The sequence below is a fragment of the Acidovorax sp. 100 genome (genome assembly GCF_003688355.1).
GTDB classification, from domain to species: domain Bacteria; phylum Pseudomonadota; class Gammaproteobacteria; order Burkholderiales; family Burkholderiaceae_C; genus Acidovorax; species Acidovorax delafieldii.
The window spans coordinates 526,964-548,454 of record NZ_REFD01000001.1 but is presented as its reverse complement, the minus strand read 5'-3'; the positions used below and the strand labels follow the sequence as shown (position 1 = coordinate 548,454).

Genomic DNA, 21,491 nt, shown 5'->3' with positions numbered 1-21,491 from the left:
CGCTAATATCTGTTCATGCACACCACGCCCCCTTCTGTTCCGCAACGCCGCCTGGCCCGCCAGGCGCGCCAGCGGTTTGTAGAGGGGATCTGTGGAGGGTTGGTGGATCTGGACAAGACCGTCCAGGACTTCCTCACCGCGTTGATGAACCAGACGGGCACAGCCCGCGAGATGCAGTCGCGCCGGGATGCGTGGCTGCAGTACCAGCAAAAACATTCCGCATGGACGGAGCGCGCCGGCAAGGCCTGGCAAGAGGCGCTGGCTCCCCACGTCAGCTCTACACGTGGCCAGCTGGCGGCTGGTGGTGGTGGGCTCAGTCAGTTCGAGCTGCTCAGCGACGATGTGGTCGAGAACAAGATCCTCGCCTCGCGCATGGCGTTGACGGTGAACGAGCAGGTCAGCCATCAGTTCGACACCTTGCGCCAGCGCACCCAGTCGCTGGAGGGGCAGGAGCTGGACAGTAGCGACATCCTGCGACCCGACACCGTATGCCTGTTGCTGGTGGAACAATGGGTGGAGGCAGGTCTACCCCGCACGGACCTGCAAACCGTGGTGGACCCCCTGCAGCGCGAGCTGGCCAACCTGCTTCAGAAGCACTACCAGGCGGTCAACGTGTTCTACGTAGAGCAGGGCATCACGCCGCAGGTCGATCTCAAATCCAAGGTGCGCCGCACGCAGGGGGGCACCGCCACGGGCAGTGGCGGGGGCGATTCGGGTTCTGGAGGTTTGGCTTCGCAGGCCCTGGCGCAGACCCGCCAGGCCATGATGGCAGCGCGCGGAGGAGTGCAGCAGCCTCCCGGCGTGCCCGCTGGGGCTCGGCCGATGGGGCCACCGGGCACGCAGATGCCGCCCCCCGGACATGGCGGCTACCCCCGGCCACAACACGGAATGCCCACGGCCTTTGCCACGGGCATGACGCCGCTCGCCCGGGCACGTCAGCGTGCGCAGGGTGTGATGGGGCAGTTGCGGCGGCTGCTCACGCAGCCCGCCACCGGCTTTGACATGGTGAATGCGCCCCCCGCTTCGGCCGCGCTGGCCCATGCACTCACTGCGCACCGCGTGCATGCGGACACCTACTACAGCGGCGTGGCCACGCTGATGGAGGACTACAGCCCTGCAGCCGTGGTCCAGTTGGTGGGCGCCGTGCGGGAGCGCTCCACTGAACTCAAGAAGAAAGCGACCACCTCGGGCGAGAAGGCCATCATCGAGGTGGTGGCGTTGATGTTCCAGAGCATCCTCGCAGAGGACCGGATACCGCCCGCTGTGCGGGTGTGGTTTGCCCGGCTGCAGGTGCCGGTGCTGCGTGTGGCCTTGGCTGAGCCCGAATTTTTCAGCAATCTCGACCATCCCGCCCGCAAGCTGATCGACCGCATGGGTGCCTGCGTACTCGGTTTTGACGCGACCAGCATCAATGGCAGCGCGTTGGAAGCCGAGATTCGCCGTGTGGTGCAGGTGATCGAGCAGTACCCCGAGACCGGACGCCGCGTCTTCCAGCTCGTTTATGACGAGTTCGAGAAATTCCTGGCCAAGTTCCTGACCGAAAAGCAGGTCACTTCGCGCCTGGTAAGCGTCGCCCAGCAGGTCGAGCAACGGGAAACGCTGGCGATCCAGTACACCATCGAGCTGCGCACCATGTTGCGCGACATGCCGGTGCGCGACGAGATCCGCGAGTTCCTGTTCAAGACCTGGGCCGAGGTGCTGGCGCTTTCGGCCGTGCGTGATGGCCCTCAACATGCCGACACGGTGGCCTTCAAGCGCACGGCAGCAGACCTCGTCTGGGCCGCCAGCGCCAAACCCAATCGCAGTGACCGGGCCCAGGTCATCCAGAACCTGCCCGCGCTGCTGCAACGTCTGCGCCAAGGGCTGACCCTGCTGGGCGTGAACGGCGCGGCGCAGGATGCGCAGGTCAAAGTGTTGACAGACACCCTGGCCGACGCCTTTTTGTCCAAGACGGCGTCCATTCCCCAGGCGCACATCGATGCCATGGCCAAACGCCTGGCCAACCTCGAAGACTTCATCAGTGATGCCACACTGGGTGACATGCCGCTCAATGCGGACAACATCGAGATGATGCTCGGCATCGACGCCTCGTCCATCCACGTGATTGCTGACAACGGTGCTCCGGTGGACGATGCCATGGTGGCCTGGGCGCAGGATCTGCAGCCTGGCACCTGGTATACGCTGGACCACAACGGCGCATCGGCTCAGGTGCAGTACGCCTGGCAAAGCCAGCGCAAGCAGTTGCACTTGTTTGCTGCGGTGGATGGCAGCAGTTACCTGATCCAGTTGCGCCGCCTGGCGGCGTACCTGCAGGCTGGCTTGCTGGTGGCCCAGGACGAGGAAGGACTCACGCTGCGCGCCACGCGCGATGCCCTGGCCAAGCTGGACGCCAACCCGGAACGATTGCTGGACTGAGCCCCCGCAGGCGTTGCTCAGAGCCTGTGTGAGATCTCCTTTGAGATCGTCAACAGGCGCTTTTATCCGGGATGCGTGTTGGCATCCCTTGCGCTCCTCTGGCACCGGGCGATCCCGGAGCGATCAGCTAGCCCCTGCCGACCCGTTGAAACAACCCCCCCGGCAACCGCGCAATGCTGCCGTCGAGTTCCAGTTCCAGCAGGGCCACCTGCAGGGCCGATGCGCCCATGCCCGTGCGGGCGACCAGTGCATCCAGCCCCATGGGGTCGTAACCCAAGGCGGCAAGCACGGGGTCTTCGGTGCCGTCCGATACGGCAACTCCCCCGGCGTTCGCGCCTTCGTGGGGCAGGCCGGACATAGTGGTGGCGGGGATCTTGAGTTCTTCCAGCACATCCTGGGCAGACTCCACCAGCTTGGCGCCTTGACGGATCAGCGCATGGCAGCCGCGTGACTGCGGTGCATGAATGGAACCTGGAATGGCAAACACTTCACGCCCCTGCTCGGCCGCCATGCGGGCTGTGATCAGCGAGCCCGATGCCAGTGCGGCTTCCACCACCAGCGTGCCCTGCGAGAGGCCCGAAATGATGCGGTTGCGTTTGGGAAAGTTGCCTGGCAGCGGTGGAGTACCCAGGGGGTACTCGCTGACGATCAGTCCGAGTGCTGCAATGCGATGGGCCAAGTCCAGGTTCTTGCGCGGATACACACGGTCGAGCCCGGTGCCCACCACGGCGATGGTGGCGGCCCTTGCGCAAGGGGGCGTCGCCGAGTCCAGCGCGCCTTCGTGGGCAGCAGCGTCTACCCCCAGCGCAAGCCCCGACACGATGGTCAAGCCTGCGCTGTGCAGCGCCCGGGCAAACAGGCGAGCGTTCTCTGCACCCTGGGCGGTGGGATTGCGGCTCCCGACCACAGCCAGGCAGCGATCGCTGGGAAAAGGCTGGTGCTCCAGCAGTGATGCCGGGCCCATGAGGTAGAGCAGCAGCGGTGGATCTTCCGTGTCCAGCAAGGCCTGCGGATAGCGCAGGTCGCCCAGGCTCACGATGGCGCGCGCGGGGCCTTGTGGCACAGCACTGGCAAGCCATTGGGCGGTGGTCTGCCACAGGGCTTCCCACCCCTGCGGAATCTCGCACAACGCCTTGGCCTGTACGGCGGGCACACAGAGTTGCAGGGCGGCTTCGGTCTGTTGAAAGATGGATTGCGGCAAGCCAAAGCGTGCCAGCAGTCGCCGCGCGGCACCGTTGCCAATGCCTGGCGTTAAGGTCAGCCGCAGCCAGGCACCGAGCTCGTCGTGGTCCATGGATACCAATGCGGCGCGGCAGCCTGATTACCGCAGCGAAGGAGCCCCGCGCGGCGATAGGAACTGCCGGCCCTGAGCGTTACTTGGGGTTGACCAAGCGGTCGCCGACGCGCACACCGTTGCGGATTTCCAGCAGCAGCACATAGGACACGCGCTCGAAGGTGCGGAACACCATGGCGGTGCCGTTGACTTCACTGGGCAGCTTGACCATTGCCTTGTTGCTGTCGGTCATGTCCTTGATGCGGTCGCCCTTGGTGAGCAGGCTGAGCACATGGCCGGGCTCCAGTCCGTCCTGCGAACCCATGTTGATGGCCACCACCTGATTCTGGGCCGCGTAGGCCACCGCCGAGCTGCCATAGATGGACACCACTCGGGCGTCCACTTCCATCTCGGGGGCGCGGGGGGTGTAGCTCAGGAACGGGCGGGCGGGTGCGGGCAGCAGGCGGTCGCCCGCGCGGACTTCCTCCTTGGTGGCCGACAGATCCACAGTGGCGGGGATGTACTCCGCCGTGTATCCACCCTTGCCGTTTGGAATTTCTTCGAACGACTCGCCACGCACCAGCTCCGCTTTGCCCAGGTACTGGGCTTCGTATCCCAGCACTTCGGCCGTGACGGGGTCCTTGAGCGCCACGGCATTGCGGAACACACGGTAATACCGGGGTTCGCCCGCCTCTGCCAGCATGGGCGACGCGGCGTCTCCACGCACATAAACACGGTCACCCGCTGCCATCAGCACGCGCTCTTCCGTGGTTGCGATCACGCGTGGGGCGCTCAGCAGCACTTGTTCGTCCACCACGAGCGGCTCGACCAGGAAGGGCTCGATGAGGTGCTGCTTGAGTGTGGGCAGCGCGGAATCAGCCAAACTATCGCTGCGGGTGCGGGGCGAAATGCGCACGGTCTCGGGTTCGCTGGAGCGGCTGGTGCTCAGGCGGGCGTAGCCGCCTTCCTTGATAAGGTAAAGCGTCTGGCCAGGAAAGATCAGGTGCGGGTTGGGGATGGTCTTGAGGTTCATGCCCCAGAGCTCGGGCCAGCGCCATGGGCGCTTGAGGTACATGCCCGAAATGCCCCAGAGCGTGTCGCCCCGCTTGACGGTGTAGGTGTCTGGGGCGTTGGGCGCCAGCTCCTCCAGCGGTACACCCCGCTCGGACACCTGCTGCGCTGTGGCGCGCTGGCCGCTGGAGATGGGATAGTTCTGCGCCTGGGCCGGCATGACCAGCAGGGCGCCAGCAATGATCGTGAGCGCGCCCAGGGCGGTCCGCCGCACGCTGGTGAATGCCGTCATGTTGTTCCTTTTCTCATGCATTGGGAAACGCCCCCTCGCTGGCACCTTGGCGCACAAAGCAGGCGTGCGGCCGGGCAAATACGTTACAAAGCTTCTTAGATTCTCTGCTCAAGCCCTTGATTCGGCAACGATTATTGGCTCGCAAGGCGGCAGTAGGCCGCAAAAGTGGCGAAAATAGCGACATCTCTTACCTGCAGCCATGGCAATCCTTCCCATTCTCTGTTACCCGGACCCCCGGCTTCACAAGGTCGCCCGCCCCGTCCAGGCGGTGGACGACCGCATTCGCACGCTGGTGGCCGACATGCTGGCCACGATGTACGACGCACACGGCATTGGCCTGGCGGCCACCCAGGTGGATGTGCATGAGCGGCTGGTGGTCATCGACGTGTCGGAGGAGCGCGACCAGCCCCTGGTACTGATCAACCCCGAGCTGGTCTGGACCAGCGCCGAAAAGCACCTGAACGAAGAAGGCTGCCTGTCGGTGCCTGGCATTTATGACGGCGTGGAGCGTTTTGACGCGGTGCATGTGCGCGCGCTGGACGCCCAGGGCCAGTCCCGCGTCATCGAGGCCGACGGACTGCTGGCGGTTTGCATCCAGCACGAGATGGACCACCTGATGGGCAAGGTGTTTGTGGAATACCTCTCTCCCCTCAAGCGCAACCGCATCAAGACCAAGATGGTCAAGCAGCAGCGGGAGGCGCGCGGGTGATGCGCGCAGCGCTCTGCGTCCGCTGGGGCGTCAGAGTGCTGGCGCTGGTGGCGCTGGCTTGCCAGTTGGCGGGCTGTGTGCTGCCGGCCCGCGAACGGCCCGGCGCTTTGCGGGCCGAAGTGATCGCTCGCCTGGGCCCGCCAACCGCCACGATAGCGCTGCCCTCAGGCGAGCGGCTGCTGTACTCGGAATTGCCCGCCGGGTTTGCCGCCTACAACCTCGACTTTGATGCCAGCGGCCGGCTGGTGCGCAACGAGCAGGTGCTCACGCAGCAGCGATTCGAGAACCTGCCCGTGGGCACCTGGACTCGTGCCGACCTGCAAAACACCTTCGGAATGCCCTTGCGTGTCGAGCAGGTGGCGCGCTTTGATGGTGATATCTGGACCTACCGCTTCCGGCAGAACTCGGACCTGCGACAGGCCCATGTACACCTGGATCGCCAAGGGGTGGTGCGCCAGGTGTTGTTCACCGATGAACTGCCGAATTTTGACAACGCGCGCGATTGACTGGATGGGTGGTCCCGCTGGGCCACTGAGTCCCGCGCCCACCTGAGCCGCTATCTGCTTTCATGAGAGTCATTTTTGCTGGTACCCCCGAATTCGCCCGTGTGGCCCTGGAGCGGCTGTTGTCTGCAGGCTTCACCGTTCCACTGGTCCTGACGCAACCGGATCGCCCCGCTGGCCGTGGCATGAAGCTGCAGGCTTCGCCTGTAAAGCAATGCGCACTGGAGCACGGCATTGCTGTCGCACAGCCCCGCAGCCTGCGCCTGGATGGCAAATACCCCGAGGATGCCGCTGCGGCGCGCGAAGCCCTGCTCGCAGCCCAGGCCGATGTGATGGTGGTGGCCGCCTACGGGCTGATCCTGCCGCAGTGGACCCTGGATCTACCGCGCCTGGGCTGCCTGAACATCCACGCGAGCCTGCTGCCGCGCTGGCGCGGCGCCGCCCCCATCCACCGCGCCATCGAGGCAGGCGATGCCGAAACCGGCGTCACCATCATGCAGATGGATGCAGGGCTGGACACGGGAGACATGCTGCTGACCGAGCGCCTGCCTATTGCCCCGGGCGATACGACAGCCACCCTGCACGACCGCCTCGCCGCGCTGGGCGGTCGCATGATCGTCGAGGCGCTGGAGCTGGCCGCCTGCGGTGGCCTCACTGCTGTGCCGCAACCGGCAGACGGCATCACCTACGCCCACAAGATCGAAAAGGCCGAGAGCACGATCGACTGGACACTGCCTGCCGCAGTCATTTGCCAGCGCATTCGCGCGTTCGATCCCTTCCCGGGGGCCAGCACCGAGTGCAACGGCGAGACGATCAAGATCTGGAACTATGCAATTGATAGCGTTCAAGGCATATCTGACCAGCGCTCCGGGCAGATTTTGGCTGCGGATGGCGCGGGAGTGACCGTCGCATGCGGTAGCGGCACGGCGTTGCGCCTGACCACGCTGCAGCGGGCGGGGGGCAAGCGGCTGGCGGCGGCTGATTTCTTGCGCGGCTTTGACCTGCAGCCGGGCATGGTGCTGGGCGCAAACCCTGCATGAGCGTGTCTGTTGCGCTGGGCCGGACACTGCGCCACCCCTCCTTCCGAATGGCCGCCATCGACATGGCCGGTACCTCGCTGGGCATTGCAGCCTGGGGGCTGGTCACCGGGGTGGCCATGGTCAAAAGTGGCATGTCGGTCGGCATGGCCGTGTTCATGTCGCTGCTGGTGTATGCCGGCAGCGCCCAGCTCGCCGTCATTCCGCTGCTGTCCGTGGGCGCGCCGCTGTGGGTGGTGTGGCTCACGGCCGCCTGCGTCAACCTGCGGTTTGTGATTTTCAGCAGCATGTGGCGCAGCTACTTTGCGCACCTGCCGCTGCGCCAGCGCCTGGCCGTGGGGTATTTCAGCGGGGACGTGATCTATGTGGCGTTCATGAAGCGCTTTCCGGAACCCCGGCCGGCCCCAGAGCAGGTGCCGTATTTCTGGGGCGCGGCCTCCACCAACTGGCTGGCTTGGCAGGTGCCGTCCATCGCCGGCATCCTGCTGGCCAACGCGGTGCCCTTGTCCTGGGGACTGGGTTTTGCGGGGGTGCTGGCCTTGCTGGGCGTGCTGCTGTCCCTGCTGTTCGACCGGGCCACCTGGCTCGCCACGGGCGTTGCGGCCACTGCAGCGATTGCTGCGTTTGCCTTGCCGCTCAAGCTCAACATCCTGGTGGCGCTGGCGGCTGCCGTGGCGGCGGGACTGCTGATGGAGGCCGTGGACCGCCGCCGTCGCCAACCCGAGTTGCTGCTGGTGCCCGCTGACAGCGTCGTGCCGCCCGAGGAGCGCGAGCATGTCGAGGCGGGCGATGTGGTGCCGCTGCGCGAGGAACGCCACCCATGAGCTGGTCCTGGATCTATCCCTTGCTGGCCACTGTGGGCCTGGCGGTGATCACGGTGGTGTCGCGCTCCTTCTTCATGATCCCGGAGCGTGAGCTGCCCCTGCCCGACTGGCTCAAGCGTGGCCTCAAATATGCCCCGCTGGCCGCGCTCACCGCCGTCATCGCACCCGAGATCCTCATGGTGCAGGGCGAGCTGATCGACACCTTCATGGACGCACGCCTGCCGGCCGTGCTGTTCGCCAGCATGTATTACTTCTGGCGCCGGGGCATCCTGGGCACCATTCTGGTGGGTATGGCGGTGTATCTGCCACTGCACATCGGCTGGGGCTGGTAGGTGCTGGCGGCGGCCGGCCGCGTCAGCAGGGCCGCCTAAAATGGCGCCCCTGATCCACCGGCCCCTCCAGGAAACCTTCCCCCATGAACATCCTTCGTTTTTCCGATCTGTGCGCCCAGGGCAAGGCCCGCAACCAGCGCGTCTTCATCCGCGCCGACCTGAACGTGCCGCAAGACGACGCCGGCAACATCACTGAAGACACCCGCATCCGTGCCTCCATTCCCGCGATCCGCATGGCGCTGGACGCCGGTGCCGCTGTCATGGTCACCAGCCACCTGGGCCGCCCGACTGAAGGCGAATTCAAACCCGAGGACTCCCTGGCCCCCGTGGCCCAGCGCATGGCCGAACTGCTGGGCCGTGAAGTGCCGCTGGTCGCCAACTGGGTGGATGGTGTGCAAGTGGCACCCGGCCAGATCGTGCTGTTGGAAAACTGCCGCCTGAACGTGGGCGAGAAGAAAAACAAAGAGGAGCTGGCCCGCAAGATGGCCGCGCTGTGCGACATCTTCGTGAACGACGCGTTTGGCACCGCCCACCGCGCCGAAGGCACCACTTACGGCATCGCGCAGTACGCCCCCATTGCCTGCGCCGGCCCGCTGCTGTCGGCCGAGATCGATGCCCTGACCAAGGCCCTGGCGCATCCCCAGCGCCCGCTGGCAGCCATCGTGGCGGGCTCCAAGGTGTCCACCAAGCTCACCATCCTGCAAAGCCTGGCCGACAAGGTGGACCAGCTCATCGTGGGCGGCGGCATTGCCAACACCTTCATGCTGGCGGCAGGCCTGCCCATCGGCAAGAGTCTGGCTGAGCCCGATCTGCTGGACGCCGCCAAGTCCGTGATGGCTGCCATGAAGGCGCGTGGCGCCGAGGTGCCGATTCCCACCGACGTGGTCGTGGCCAAGACCTTTGCTGCGGATGCCCCCGCCACGGTGAAGGCCGCCACGGACGTGGCGCCCGACGACATGATCCTGGACATTGGCCCCGAGACGGCTGCCCGCCTCGCGGCCCAGCTCAAGTCTGCTGGCACCATCGTCTGGAATGGCCCCGTGGGCGTGTTCGAGTTTGCCGCTTTTGAGAACGGTACCAAGCAACTCGCCAAGGCGATTGCCGAATCCTCGGCCTTCAGCATTGCGGGTGGTGGCGACACGCTGGCCGCCATTGCCAAGTACGGCATCGACAAACAGGTGGGTTACATCTCCACCGGTGGCGGCGCTTTCCTGGAAGTGCTGGAAGGCAAAAAGCTGCCCGCTTTCGACATCCTGGAGCAGCGCGCAGCCGCTTCCGTGTAAGCAAATGCAAGGCGGGCCATCGCAAAGGTGGCCCTGCCTGCTTACATGCCTTGCATCGGCACACAACTGTGACCAAAAACAACGAACTGTGTACGCCGGAGCGTAGTTAGCGTAATTTTTTCTTGTTTTTGTTGAGGATACCGCCCAGAATTATTTTTCAATCGTGCGGGTCGCATCTGTTCGGATCCTCGCAAATTCAGTCCGTAGGAGGGAATCATGTCGTTTTCAAAGGCAATCAGCTTGGCCGTGCTGGCTGGCGCTGTGGCAACTTTGGTGGGGTGCGCACAGAGGGCGCCTATTCCCGTCGCGGAAAATTTCGAGTACACCTCGCAGCCCAAGGTTCGCTCCGCCGGACATTGGGACCTGGTCTCGCGCGATGTGGTCAATCAGACGCTGAGCACCCTGGACAAGGCCGGCGTGGCCCCCAACACCCCCCTGCATGTGTCATTGCCCGCCAATGCCACGCAGTTTGAGACCGCGTTCCGCGAGTTCCTGATCACCAAACTGGTCCAGAACGGCGCCGTGGTGCAGCAGAACCTGGGCCAGGCCCTGGAAGTCTCCTACGGTATCCAGGTCGTGCGTCACAACAGCGACCGCCCGCACTTCATCCCTGGTCAGTTCACCATGCTGGCTGCAGGCCTGTTTGCCGCCTACGGCCTGCGCCATGAGCACATCGACGCCCAGCTGGCCGCGGGCCTGGGTCTGTCGATCGCCGCCGACTATGCCAACAGCATCAACTCCGGTGGCCCGACCAACACCGAGCTGATCCTGACCACCACCGTCACGCGCGGCGGCCAGTACCTGGCCCGCAAGACCGACGTGTACTACCTGGAAAACGCTGACACCCCGTTGTTCACGCGCCCCTCGTACAAGAACGTCAACATGAAGGTTGTCTCGCAATGAAAACCCCCGCACTTCTTCTGACGGTGCTGGCCGGCGTCGTGCTGGCCGGTTGCGCCAACAACGCTGCGCCGGTGCGCGTCGAGCCCACCTACCAGGAAGCCGCCAGCAGCCAGTTCATCCAGAGCAGCCGCGACGCGGTGACCAAGCTGACCACCGGTTTCGACATGAACTCGCTGGGTGGCGGGCCCGTGCTCGTGGCCACCGTGGTCAACGTCAACGACCTCAGCCGCGCCGCCCCGCTGGGCCGCACGTTGTCCGAGCAGTACGCCACCAGCATGGCTGCCAGCGGCTTCAACGTGAAGGAAATCAAGCTGCGCGGTGACGTGTTCGTGCGCGAAGGCCAGGGCGAGCTGCTGCTGTCGCGTGAGATCAAGGACATTGCCCGCAACCACAATGCCTCCCTGGTGCTGGTGGGTACCTACTCTGCGGCCGCCAACTACACCTACGTGAGCCTGAAGCTCGTGCGCACCGAAGACAGCCGCATCGTGCGTGGCTACGACTACGCGCTGCCCAACGACCGCGACGTGCAACGCCTGTTGGCTGTGCCCCGCTGATCTTTCGTTCTCACCAGGGACTTGTTGCTCCCTGTGCTACCGCAAAAAAGGCCGTCTCGACGGCCTTTTTTGTTGCCCGTCGGCACACCCCGGGGTGCCCGAAACCTCCGCTTCGCAGAGCCTCTCCTCGACGATCACGGTCCCCGGCGGGGGCATCCCGTGCCCACCCACCTAAAATCACGCCCCATGAACTTCACCGACATGCTGCGCGACGCCACGGCACAGAACAACTCCCTGCTGTGCGTGGGCCTGGACCCTGAACCCACGCGGTTTCCCGCCGCGATGCAGGGCGACCCCCGCAAGATCTATGACTTTTGCGCGGCCATCGTGGACGCCACCGCCGACCTGGTGTGTGCCTTCAAGCCGCAGATCGCCTACTTTGCCGCGCATGGTGCCGAGGACCAGCTCGAGCGCCTGATGCAGCACATGCGGGCCAACGCACCGCAGGTGCCGGTGATCCTGGACGCCAAGCGCGGCGACATCGGCTCCACGGCCGAGCAGTACGCCAAGGAGGCCTTCGAGCGCTACGGTGCCGATGCCGTCACGCTGTCGCCCTTCATGGGCTTCGACTCCATCGAGCCCTATCTGGCCTACCACGGCAAGGGCGCGTTTTTGCTCTGCCGCACGTCCAACCCCGGCGGCGACGACCTGCAGACCCAGCGCCTGGCCAGCGTCGAGGGCCAGCCGCTCATGTACGAGCATGTGGCGCGTCTGGCGCAAGGCCCCTGGAACAAGAACGGCCAGCTCGGCCTGGTGGTGGGCGCCACCTACCCGCAGGAGATCGAGCGCGTGCGTGCCATCGCGCCCACGCTGCCGCTGCTGATTCCGGGCGTGGGCGCCCAGGGTGGTGATGCCGCCGCCACCGTGCGCGCCGGGCTGCGCAGTGACGGGCCGATCATCGTGAACTCGTCGCGGGCCATTCTTTACGCGTCCAAAGGCGAGGACTTTGCTGCGGCCGCGCGTGCCGAAGCCATGCGCACCCGAGGCGTTCTGGAAGCTGCCCGGGGCTGAGCCCTCTCACTCCGACTGCGGTGTCTGGTCCTCTAACGGGGCCGGCACAGCCCAGGCACCGGCCCACCAACCGGACAGCCGCCCCTTCAGGAGCCGACGATGCAGTTGAAATGGCTGGAAGACTTCATCGTGCTGGCGCAGGAGCGCAGCTTCACCCGCGCGGCGGAGCTGCGGCATGTCACCCACCCCGCGTTTGGCCGCCGCATTCGTGCGCTGGAAGCCTGGGCTGGCACGCCGCTGGTGGAGCGCGGCAGCGGTGGCCCGGTCACCCTCACACCTGCGGGGCAGAGTTTTCTGGAGACCGCCGGCCACCTGGCCCGCAGCCTCACCCAGTCGCATGAAGAGCTGCAAAGCCTGGCCGGGCGGCAGGCACGCACCGTGACCCTGGCCACGGGCCGCACCTTGGCGCGCACCGTGGTGGCCGACTGGCTGGTGCGCCTGCAGCCCATTTTGCAAGGCGGCGAGCTGTGCATTCGCACCCGGGCGCTGGCCGACACCGTGGGCATGCTGGAGCGCAACGAGGCCGATTTTTCGCTCGTGTACCACCACCCGGCCCTGGCCATCCGCCTCGATGCGCGGCAGTTCACGCACCTGACGGTGGCCTCCGACCGGCTGGTGCCCGTCTCGCGCGCCACGGCGCAGGGGCAGGCGTTGCACCGGTTCGGGCCCGACGCCACGCGGGTGCCCTACCTGGCCTACGCGCCCCAGCTGGCCCTGGGGCGGCTGGTGGAAGACCACCTGGCGCACAACCCCCATGCGCCCCGGCTGCAGCGCGTGGTGGAGTGCGACTCGGCCGACGCCCACTACGAATACGTGCAAAAAGGCCTGGGCGTTGCGTGGCTGCCCTGGTCCATGGTGTTTGCCGACTGCAAGGCCCAGCGGCTCGCGCTGGCGGGTGACGCCCGCATGGAGGTGCGTTTTGACGTGCGCCTGTACCGCCCCAAGCGCCGCCTGGGGCCGCTGGCCGAGGCGCTGTGGAAGGCCCTGGCGCAGCGCTGATGAGCGCGTGTCCACGGGGAGAGACCTGCGGGTTTCCCCGTGGTAGGCATCGCGAATCAGCACGACCTGGTGCCGTTTTGGCACCAACAGCCAGGGGCCGGTTTTTCACAATCCAATCCATACCTCACCCGCCCCATTCAGCCCCACGCCTTTGCCAAGGAGTTTCACCATGACCACCGTCCGTCCCTTGCGCCGTGCTGCACTGCTGTGCGGCCTGGCCGTTCTCGCTGCCCCTGCCATCGCCCAAGACGCCTACCCCAGCAAGCCCATCACCATCGTGGTGGGCTATCCGCCCGGCGGCAGCACCGACCTGACCGCACGCACGGTGGCCACCGAGCTGGGCAACAAGCTTGGCGTGCCGGTGGTGATCGAGAACCTGGGCGGTGCCGGTGGCGCGATCGGCGCGCAGAAGGTGGCCAACGCCGCACCCGACGGCTACACCCTGCTGGTGGGCGCCAACAACGAGATCGCCATCAACAAGCTCGTGACCAAGAAGGTCAAGTACGACATCAAGGACTTCACCGCCATCGGCCTCATTGCCTCCCAGCCGCTGGTGCTGGTGGCCTCCACCGGCGCGGGCGTCAAGAACATGGCGGAGTTCACGCAGAAGGTGTCCAAGAACCCCGGCAAGTTCAGCTACGGCAGCTCGGGCGTGGGCACGGCGTTGCACCTGGCGGGCGAGGCCGTGAAGGAGCAAGGCAAGCTGTTCATGACGCACATCCCCTACCGGGGCGTGGCGCCGCTCACCAGCGACCTCATGGGCAACAACCTGGAGTACGGCGTGTTCGTGCTCTCCAGCGGCCTGCCGCACATCAAGAGCGGCAAGGTGATTGCATTGGGCACCACCGAGGCCAAGCGCTCCGCCACCACACCCGACATCCCGGCGCTGGCCGAGTCGCCGCAGTACAAGAACGTGGACATCAGCGTGTGGTTTGCGCTCATGGCACCGGCCAACCTGCCCAAGCCGGTGACCGACAAGCTCAAGAAGGCACTGGCCGACAGCCTGCAATCGCCGGACTTCCGCAAGAAGATGGAAGCCAGCGGGTCCACCGTGGCCTCGCCCACCGTGAACATCGACCAGTTCCTGACCACCGAAGTGGCCAAGTACAAGAAGATTGTTGAATTCGCCAAGATCGAAGAATGAGCAGCAGTACTCTCCCCCCCGCATCCGTGCAACCCTTGGTGTTTGCGCTGCCCGCTCCCGACATCGGCGCCTGGCGGGCAGGCAACACCGGCACCGAAGGCGTGTGGCACTTCGACTCGGGCCGGCCCGGCCGCCACGTGATGATCAGCGCCCTGGTGCATGGCAACGAGCTGTGCGGCGCCTGGGCGCTCAAAGGCCTGCTCGACGCCGGTGTGCGCCCGCAGCAGGGCACGCTCACGCTTGCGTTCTGCAACCTCGACGCCTTCGACCGGTTTGACCCCGGCAACCACGACGCCTCGCGTTTCACCGACGAAGACCTCAACCGCCAGTGGCTGGACGAGCGCATCGATGCGGCCAACACCAACGAGCGCCGCCGCGCCGCCGCGCTGCGCCCGTGGGTGGCGCAGGCCGACTGGCTGCTCGACATCCATTCCATGCACGAGCCCTCGGCGCCGCTGCTGCTCACTGGCATCCAGCCGCGCAACCTGGCGCTGGCGCGTGCCATGCGCTCGCCCGAGCACATCGTGGTGGACGCCGGCCACAAGGACGGCGTGCGCATGCGCGACTACGGCCGGTTTGGCGACCTGGACGACAACGGCACCCGCTCGCTGCTCATCGAATGTGGCTTCCATGGCGACCCGGCCAGCCGCGCCGTGGCGCAAGACCAGTGTGTGCGCTTCATCGAACAGTCCGGTGCCCTGAGCGCCGACGCGCTGGCGCAGCAGCTGCCCGGCTGGCGCCTGCCCGACGCACCGCGCCAGTGGGCGCTGGAGGTGACCGGCCCCGTGGTTGCCACCAGCAGCGCCTTCCGCTTCGTGGCGCCGTACACGGGCCTGGAAGTGTTCGAGAAGGCGGGCACGGTGATTGGCGACAACGACGGCGTGCCGGTGGTGACGCCGTACGACGACTGCGTGCTGGTCATGCCCTCGGTGCGCCAGGCGCGTGCCGGGGTGACCGTGGTGCGCTTTGCGCGGCGCAGGTTACTGTAGCCGGTGTGGTGGCTGAATGCTATCTAATTGATAGCTGTTGCGGCATATTCAACTGGCGCTACCGGCCATTTTGGCTTGTAGTCGGGGCCCCAGCACCACACAGGCCAGCGCGGCCACCACCAGCGCAATGCCCGCCCACTGCCAGGGCGCCACGCCCTCGTCCAGCAGCAGCCAGCCTGCGGTGAGGCCCACCACTGGCACCGCCAGACTGAAGGGCGCCACGCGGTTGGCGGGGTAGCGCTGCAGCAGGTTGGTCCACAGCGCGTAGCCCACGATGGTGGCGGCCCAGCCCAGGTAGCCCACGGCGGCCCATGACAGCAGCGGCACGCTGGCCAGCGTCTGCCACTGCAGCCAGCGCGCGGCGTCAGGGTCGAACAGGGCGGACAGCGCCATGAACGGCAGCACCGGCACCAGGCTGCTCCAGATCACAAAGGCCAACGGGTCAAACCCCGGGCTGTGCTGCTGCGCCAGCCGCGCCACGATGTTGGACGACGCCCACATCGCCGCGCCACACAGCGTGAGCAGCAGGCCCGCCAGCGTGGTGGCCGCCGCCACCCCCACGCCGGAGCCCGGGCCCACATAGTTCATCGCAAAACACACCAGCCCCAGTGCGGCGAGCCCCATGCCCACGCGCAGCGGCAGCCCCGGCCGCTCGCGCAACAGCGCAAAGCCCAGCAGCGCCGTGAAGAACACCTGGGTTTGCAGCAGCACGCTGGCCAGCCCGGCCGTCATGCCCACCTTGAGTCCCATGAACAAAAAGCCGAACTGCCCCACGCCCTGGAACAAGCCGAACAGCAGCACCCAGCGCCAGTGCATGCGCGGTGGGCGCACCAGCAGCACCAGCGGCAGCGCTGCACACAGGTAGCGCGCGGCGCCCAACTGGAAGGGGCTGAAGCTGCGCAGCCCCCACTTCATCGCCACAAAGTTCACGCCCCAGAGGATCACCACCACCAGCGCTGCGAGCAGGTCGCGCGCACGCAGCGGGCTGGTGGCGGCTGCGGTCGGTGCAGCGCCGCTCATTGCGCCGCGCGCGCTGCGTCGATGTGCGCCTTCACACGCTGGGCCAGTGCAATGTCGCCGGGCGTCTCGGGGCTCCATTTGTCCACGGTGCGCGGCTGGTCGCTGGCATCCACGGCGGTGTACACGGCCACGCAGTGCACCACGTCCTCCAGCGGTGCGCCGTGCACGGCGCCGCTGCGCACCTCCACCGCCAGGCACATGCTCGTGTCGGTGGTGTAGGCCAGGCGCGCGTGCACCTCCACCAGGTCCCCCGGGCGGATGGCGCGCACAAAGTGGGCGCCGCCCACAAACTCGGTGATGCAGGCGCCCTTGGCCCAGGCGCTGGCGCAGGCGAACCCGGCTTCGTCCACCCAGCGCAGCACCGTGCCGCCGGGGATGCGGCCTGCCTGGGGCAGCGTGGTCTGGGACGCCAGGAAGCGCAGGGTGGTTGAGTGCATGCCGGGGCTCCAAAGGATGGGGAGGCGTTCATTATTCTCCAGCGCCCCGGTGGCCGCAGCCTCCACCCGTCCCCGAACGCAGCCCAGCGCTCGCGATGCGGCCGCATGGGCGAAGCTCTGCGTCACTTGACCTGAGTCAAAACCCTACTGCAAACGCGTCCCTACATTGAGAACCATTCCGTTTGGCCCTCGGTGCCGGTGGACGATTTCCCCATGCGATCGTCCTCAGGTTCACAGGGGCCGCCCTCCAGTCGGCGGTGCCGACACCCGCCCCTGGGGCCTACTCTAAAGCGCACGCCGTGTGGCCTGCGTCCATTGCCATGTCATTGCTTCACCGGTTGAATCTGCTCGAAAAATTCCTCATCCTGGGGACCATCGGGCTCATGATGAGTGCCTTGCCCACGTATCTGGTGGTGCGCGACTCCCTGCACGCCATCGACCACGCGCGCCTGGAGGCGCAGGGCGTGGCCCCTGCCCAGGCGCTCACGCTGCTGGTGCAGCGCATGCAGGTGCACCGGGGCCTGTCGGTGGGCATGCTGGGGGGCGACGAGTCGCTGGCCGCGCGCCGCCCCGCCGCGCGTGATGCGGTCAACACCGCGCTGGACGACGTGAGCGCCCGCTTTGCCGCCGCCAAGGTGCCCGCCGCGCAGATGGCGGCCTGGACCCAGGCGCAGCAGACCTGGCGCACCCTGGAGCAGGCCGTGGCCGCGCGCAGCATCGAACAGGCGCAAAGCACCGCGCAGCATACCCAGCTCATCGCAACGCTGCTGCAGCTCAATGAGTCGCTGGTGCATGCCTATGGCCTGCAAATCGACCCCGAGGCCGACACCCACGCGCTGGTGCAGGCCTCGCTGGCGCAGGCCCCCATGCTGGGGGAAAAGCTGGGCATGCTGCGCGCCCAGGGCGCCAGCGCCTTGGGCAAGCGCGAGCTCACGCCCCAGGGCAAGGGTCAGCTGCTGGTGCTGCAGCAGCGCGTGGCCGAGCTGCAGGGCGACACCTTCCGGGGGCTGGACCGCGCCTTGCAGGGCAATGCCGAGCTGCAGCGCGCGCTGGGCAGCAGCGCGCAGGCCGTGCAAGGGCAGATCCAGCAGTCGCTGCAGATGGTGGAGCGCGACATCCTCAACGCCACGGAGCTGCAGCTGCCGTCCAAGGATTACTTCGACGCGTTCACCCGCACCATCGAGGCGCTGAACGCACTCAACAACCTGTCGATGGCCAGCCTCGACCAGGCGCTGCAGGCGCGCGTGGCAGGGCTGCAGCGCAACCTGCTGTGGGTGGCGCTGGCCCTGGTGCTCACGCTGTCGGCCACCAGTGCGATGGCGCTGGTGTTCGTGCGCTCCATGACCGGGCCGCTGTCGCAGGCCGTGGCGCTGTCACGCGCCGTGGCGCAGGGCGACCTGAGCGGCGCTCCCATTGCCCATGGCACCAACGAGGTGGGCCAATTGCTGGAGGCCTTGCAGCAGATGCGTGCACAGCTCACGCAGGTGGTGCGCAATGTGCGCAGTGGCTCGGAGAGTGTGGCCACGGCCAGCGTGCAGATTGCCCAGGGCAACACCGACCTGTCGGCCCGCACCGAAAGCCAGGCCAGCGCGCTGGAGGAAACCGCCGCGTCCATGGAGCAGCTCAACGCCACCGTGCGCCAGAACGCCGACAGTGCCCAGCAGGCCAGCCAGCTGGCCGCCAATGCCAGCACCGTGGCCGTGCAGGGCGGTGAAGTGGTGGCGCAGGTGGTGGACACCATGCATGGCATCAACGCCTCGTCGCAGAAGATCTCCGACATCATCGGCGTGATCGACTCCATCGCGTTCCAGACCAACATCCTCGCGCTCAACGCGGCCGTGGAAGCCGCCCGCGCGGGCGAGCAAGGCCGGGGCTTTGCGGTGGTAGCCAGCGAGGTGCGCAGCCTGGCCGGGCGCAGCGCCGAGGCCGCGCGCGAGATCAAGACGCTCATCAGCGCCAGCGTGGAGCGCGTGGCCCAGGGCAGCGCCCTGGTGGACCGCGCCGGCGCCACGATGAGCGAGGTGGTGGGCGCCATCCGCCGCGTGACCGACATCGTGGGCGAGATCAGCGCCGCGAGCCACGAACAATCGCTGGGCGTGGCCCAGGTGGGCGAGGCCGTCACGCAGATGGACCAGGTGACCCAGCAGAACGCGGCGCTGGTCGAGGAGATGGCCGCCGCTGCCAGCAGCCTCAAGAACCAGGCCGAAGACCTGGTGCAGGTGGTGTCGGTGTTCCGCCTGGGCGACGATGGCGGCGGGCGCACGGCCGCAGGCGTGCTGCGAATTCAATAGCTGCAGCGTCATATTGCACTAGCGCTACCGGCCTGAATGACCCGAAATGCGCTGGAGCGGGCATGAAGGACCGTCATGGACGGCCGAACAGCCCCGGGGCTCAGCCCGCAGGCCCGTGCGCAATGTCCAGTTCGGCCAGTTCCGCGTCGGTGAACACCCGCGAGCGCGTGTGGAAGGCCTTGCCCTCCGGTCCCTCCAGCGAGAAGGTGCCGCCCGTGCCCTCGATCACATCGATGATGAGCTGCGTGTGCTTCCAGGTCTCGTACTGCGCGCGCCCGATGTAGAACGGGCAACCGCCGATGTCGCCCAGGTACACATCGCCCGCACCCATCGTGATCTCACCCGGCAGGTAGCAGTTGGCCGCGCTGTTGTCGCAGCAGCCGCCACTCTGGTGAAACATGAGCGCAGGGCCATGCTTTGCTTGCAGAAAGGCCACCAACTCCAGCGCGGCAGGGGTGGCGATGACTTTGTCGACCATGGTTGTCTCCAGCGTGCGATGCAAAAGAAGCAAAAAGCGGCGCGTTGGAACAACGCGCCGCCAGCAGCGTGTCCTGCGGTTCACAGGCCGTTTCTGGCTAGGCGTCTCCGTCGCAGACAGTAGCAACGCTACGGCAAGACGGAGCAACGACGCCAGGGACGGTTTTTGGACCGCCACCCCTTAGAAGAAGCCCAGCTTGTTTTCCGAGTACGAAACCAAGAGGTTCTTGGTCTGTTGATAGTGGTCCAGCATCATCTTGTGCGTCTCACGCCCAATGCCCGACTCCTTGTAGCCGCCAAACGCCGCATGCGCCGGGTAGGCGTGGTAGCAGTTGGTCCACACCCGCCCGGCTTTGATGGCGCGGCCCATGCGGTAGGCCACATTGCCGTTGCGGCTCCACACACCGGCGCCCAGGCCGTACAGCGTGTCGTTGGCAATGGCCAGCGCTTCGGCCTCGTCCTTGAAGGTGGTCACGGCCAGCACGGGGCCGAAGATTTCTTCCTGGAAGATGCGCATCTTGTTGTGGCCCTTGAACAGCGTGGGCTGCACGTAGTAGCCGCCTTCCAGGTCGCCGCCCAGGTGGGCCTGGCCGCCACCGGCCAGCACTTCGGCACCCTCCTGCTTGCCCAGGTCCAGGTAGCTCAGGATCTTGGTGAGCTGTTCCTTCGATGCCTGTGCGCCCATCATGCTGTCGGTGTCCAGCGGGTTCTGGTGCTTGATGGCGGCCACACGCTTCAAGACACGCTCCATGAATTTGTCGTAGATCGATTCCTGAATGAGTGCACGCGATGGGCAGGTGCAGACCTCGCCCTGGTTGAATGCGAACAGCACCAGGCCTTCAATCGCCTTGTCCAGAAACGCATCGTCCTTGTCCATCACGTCGGCAAAGAAGATGTTGGGGCTCTTGCCGCCCAGCTCCAGCGTGGCGGGGATCAGGTTGTTGGCAGCGGCCTGCGCAATCACGCGGCCGGTGCTGGTGGAACCGGTGAAAGCGATCTTGGCGATGCGCTTGCTCTGCGCCAGCGGCATGCCCGCCTCGCGGCCGTAGCCGTTGACGATGTTGAGCACGCCGGGCGGCAGCAGGTCGGCAATCAGCTCGACCAGGATCAGGATAGAAATCGGCGTGGACTCTGCAGGCTTGAGCACCACGCAGTTGCCGGCACCCAGCGCGGGGGCCAGCTTCCACGCAGCCATCAGGATGGGGAAGTTCCACGGAATGATCTGGCCCACCACACCCAGCGGTTCCTGGATGTGGTACGCCACCGTGTTCTCGTCGATGTTGCTCAAGGCACCTTCCTGCGCGCGCACGCAGCCCGCAAAGTAGCGGAAGTGGTCCACGGTGAGCGGGATGTCGGCGTTCAGCGTCTCGCGGATGGCCTTGCCGTTGTCCACGGTTTCGGCGTAGGCCAGGCGCTCCAGGTTTTCTTCGATGCGGTTGGCGATCTTGAGCAGGATGTTGGCGCGCGTGGCGGCATCGGTCTTGCCCCAGCTGTCGGCGGCGGCGTGCGCGGCGTCCAGGGCCAGTTCGATGTCTTCGGCCGTGGAGCGCGCGGCCTGGGTGTAGACCTTGCCGCTCACGGGCGTGATGACATCAAAGTACTGGCCCTTGACGGGCGGCACGAATTTGCCGCCGATAAAGTTGTCGTAACGGGGCTTGTAGGTGATCTTGGCGCCAGCGGCGCCGGGGGCTGCGTACACGGTCATGGTGTTGTCTCCTGCGATGGTTGTGTGCATCGGGCGGACTCGGTGGAGCCTGTCCGATGCCAACCCCTTACTCAAAACACATGCCAGCAGGCCACGGCGCGCGAAGTGTTGATTTCATTGGATTTTTTCGGCCGCCCAGGGCGGACACCTGTTGCAGCCGCCCGCATCGCGGTGTGCCGGGCCGCGACACCTGTCACGAAATGGAACAGTTGGCACACTGCTTGCGCCCACACCCTTGCCCCGCGCCGTGGAGCCCGCCATACTGGCCCACACACCACAAGC

20 protein-coding genes are annotated in these 21,491 nt (G+C 66.3%); 14 read left to right on the top strand and 6 right to left on the bottom strand.

Features of this window, described 5'->3' with window-relative positions:
• Nucleotides 1-15 precede the first annotated feature (15 nt).
• Complete coding sequence (locus tag C8C96_RS02625; protein ID WP_121941330.1) at nucleotides 16-2,415, top strand: DUF1631 domain-containing protein; 2,400 nt, start codon at nucleotides 16-18, stop codon at nucleotides 2,413-2,415.
• Between the two features lie 127 nt (nucleotides 2,416-2,542).
• On the opposite strand, the gene dprA is transcribed toward C8C96_RS02625, so the two are convergent.
• Both dprA and C8C96_RS02615 read right to left on the bottom strand, forming a co-directional pair.
• Nucleotides 2,543-3,709: a DNA-processing protein DprA gene (gene dprA / locus C8C96_RS02620; protein WP_121941329.1), complete on the bottom strand. Its 1,167-nt coding sequence runs from the start codon at nucleotides 3,707-3,709 to the stop codon at nucleotides 2,543-2,545.
• Nucleotides 3,710-3,788: 79 nt separating this feature from the next.
• A complete protein-coding gene (locus C8C96_RS02615) occupies nucleotides 3,789-4,991 on the bottom strand; it encodes a LysM peptidoglycan-binding domain-containing protein (protein WP_121941328.1) in 1,203 nt (400 codons plus the stop codon).
• Between the two features lie 199 nt (nucleotides 4,992-5,190).
• Here C8C96_RS02615 and def point away from each other — a divergent pair, with 199 nt between their 5' ends.
• The 12 genes from def (at nucleotide 5,191) to C8C96_RS02555 (ending at nucleotide 15,279) form a co-directional block, all read left to right on the top strand.
• Nucleotides 5,191-5,700 (top strand): peptide deformylase, encoded by a 510-nt coding sequence (gene def / locus C8C96_RS02610; protein WP_056067873.1) that lies wholly within the window; start codon nucleotides 5,191-5,193, stop codon nucleotides 5,698-5,700.
• Nucleotides 5,700-6,206, top strand: coding sequence for a hypothetical protein (locus C8C96_RS02605; RefSeq protein ID WP_121941327.1), 507 nt, complete (start codon nucleotides 5,700-5,702; stop codon nucleotides 6,204-6,206). The genes def and C8C96_RS02605 overlap by 1 nt, the downstream gene beginning before the upstream one ends.
• Before the next feature lie 62 nt (nucleotides 6,207-6,268).
• Nucleotides 6,269-7,243, top strand: a complete 975-nt coding sequence (gene fmt / locus C8C96_RS02600) for a methionyl-tRNA formyltransferase (protein ID WP_121941326.1) — start codon at nucleotides 6,269-6,271, stop codon at nucleotides 7,241-7,243.
• A gap of 47 nt (nucleotides 7,244-7,290) precedes the next feature.
• Complete coding sequence (locus C8C96_RS02595) at nucleotides 7,291-8,064, top strand: AzlC family ABC transporter permease (protein ID WP_370107381.1); 774 nt, start codon at nucleotides 7,291-7,293, stop codon at nucleotides 8,062-8,064.
• On the top strand, nucleotides 8,061-8,396 hold the full coding sequence (locus C8C96_RS02590; RefSeq protein ID WP_121941324.1) for an AzlD domain-containing protein: 336 nt from the start codon (nucleotides 8,061-8,063) through the stop codon (nucleotides 8,394-8,396). Before C8C96_RS02595 ends, C8C96_RS02590 begins: the two co-directional genes overlap by 4 nt.
• A gap of 83 nt (nucleotides 8,397-8,479) precedes the next feature.
• Nucleotides 8,480-9,679: a phosphoglycerate kinase gene (locus C8C96_RS02585; protein ID WP_056742896.1), complete on the top strand. Its 1,200-nt coding sequence runs from the start codon at nucleotides 8,480-8,482 to the stop codon at nucleotides 9,677-9,679.
• A 216-nt stretch (nucleotides 9,680-9,895) separates the two neighbouring features.
• Nucleotides 9,896-10,582 (top strand): hypothetical protein, encoded by a 687-nt coding sequence (locus C8C96_RS02580; RefSeq protein WP_056067885.1) that lies wholly within the window; start codon nucleotides 9,896-9,898, stop codon nucleotides 10,580-10,582.
• The gene (locus tag C8C96_RS02575; protein ID WP_056742900.1) at nucleotides 10,579-11,136 is read left to right on the top strand and encodes a FlgO family outer membrane protein; all 558 of its coding nucleotides are present in this window, start codon (nucleotides 10,579-10,581) and stop codon (nucleotides 11,134-11,136) included. The genes C8C96_RS02580 and C8C96_RS02575 overlap by 4 nt, the downstream gene beginning before the upstream one ends.
• 186 nt (nucleotides 11,137-11,322) lie before the next feature.
• Nucleotides 11,323-12,147 carry an orotidine-5'-phosphate decarboxylase gene (gene pyrF / locus C8C96_RS02570; RefSeq protein WP_116748285.1) on the top strand — a complete coding sequence of 275 codons (825 nt, stop codon included), beginning with the start codon at nucleotides 11,323-11,325 and terminating at the stop codon, nucleotides 12,145-12,147.
• A 99-nt stretch (nucleotides 12,148-12,246) separates the two neighbouring features.
• Nucleotides 12,247-13,146: a LysR family transcriptional regulator gene (locus tag C8C96_RS02565; protein WP_099731806.1), complete on the top strand. Its 900-nt coding sequence runs from the start codon at nucleotides 12,247-12,249 to the stop codon at nucleotides 13,144-13,146.
• A 169-nt stretch (nucleotides 13,147-13,315) separates the two neighbouring features.
• Nucleotides 13,316-14,290, top strand: a complete 975-nt coding sequence (locus tag C8C96_RS02560; protein ID WP_056067894.1) for a tripartite tricarboxylate transporter substrate binding protein — start codon at nucleotides 13,316-13,318, stop codon at nucleotides 14,288-14,290.
• A complete protein-coding gene (locus C8C96_RS02555; protein WP_121941323.1) occupies nucleotides 14,287-15,279 on the top strand; it encodes a succinylglutamate desuccinylase/aspartoacylase family protein in 993 nt (330 codons plus the stop codon). The genes C8C96_RS02560 and C8C96_RS02555 overlap by 4 nt, the downstream gene beginning before the upstream one ends.
• 48 nt (nucleotides 15,280-15,327) lie before the next feature.
• Here C8C96_RS02555 and C8C96_RS02550 read toward each other — a convergent pair whose 3' ends face one another.
• Nucleotides 15,328-16,299, bottom strand: coding sequence for an EamA family transporter (locus tag C8C96_RS02550; RefSeq protein WP_121941322.1), 972 nt, complete (start codon nucleotides 16,297-16,299; stop codon nucleotides 15,328-15,330).
• Nucleotides 16,296-16,736, bottom strand: a complete 441-nt coding sequence (locus C8C96_RS02545) for an acyl-CoA thioesterase (RefSeq protein ID WP_110960816.1) — start codon at nucleotides 16,734-16,736, stop codon at nucleotides 16,296-16,298. Before C8C96_RS02545 ends, C8C96_RS02550 begins: the two co-directional genes overlap by 4 nt.
• A gap of 320 nt (nucleotides 16,737-17,056) precedes the next feature.
• Between C8C96_RS02545 and C8C96_RS02540 the strand changes: the two genes are divergently transcribed.
• Entirely contained in the window at nucleotides 17,057-19,027 is a 1,971-nt protein-coding gene (locus tag C8C96_RS02540; RefSeq protein ID WP_121941321.1) for a methyl-accepting chemotaxis protein, read from the top strand.
• Nucleotides 19,028-19,127: 100 nt separating this feature from the next.
• Here C8C96_RS02540 and C8C96_RS02535 read toward each other — a convergent pair whose 3' ends face one another.
• Nucleotides 19,128-19,505 (bottom strand): DUF779 domain-containing protein, encoded by a 378-nt coding sequence (locus C8C96_RS02535; RefSeq protein ID WP_121941320.1) that lies wholly within the window; start codon nucleotides 19,503-19,505, stop codon nucleotides 19,128-19,130.
• A gap of 180 nt (nucleotides 19,506-19,685) precedes the next feature.
• Complete coding sequence (locus tag C8C96_RS02530) at nucleotides 19,686-21,209, bottom strand: aldehyde dehydrogenase family protein (protein WP_015016223.1); 1,524 nt, start codon at nucleotides 21,207-21,209, stop codon at nucleotides 19,686-19,688.
• Nucleotides 21,210-21,491: the final 282 nt, after the last annotated feature.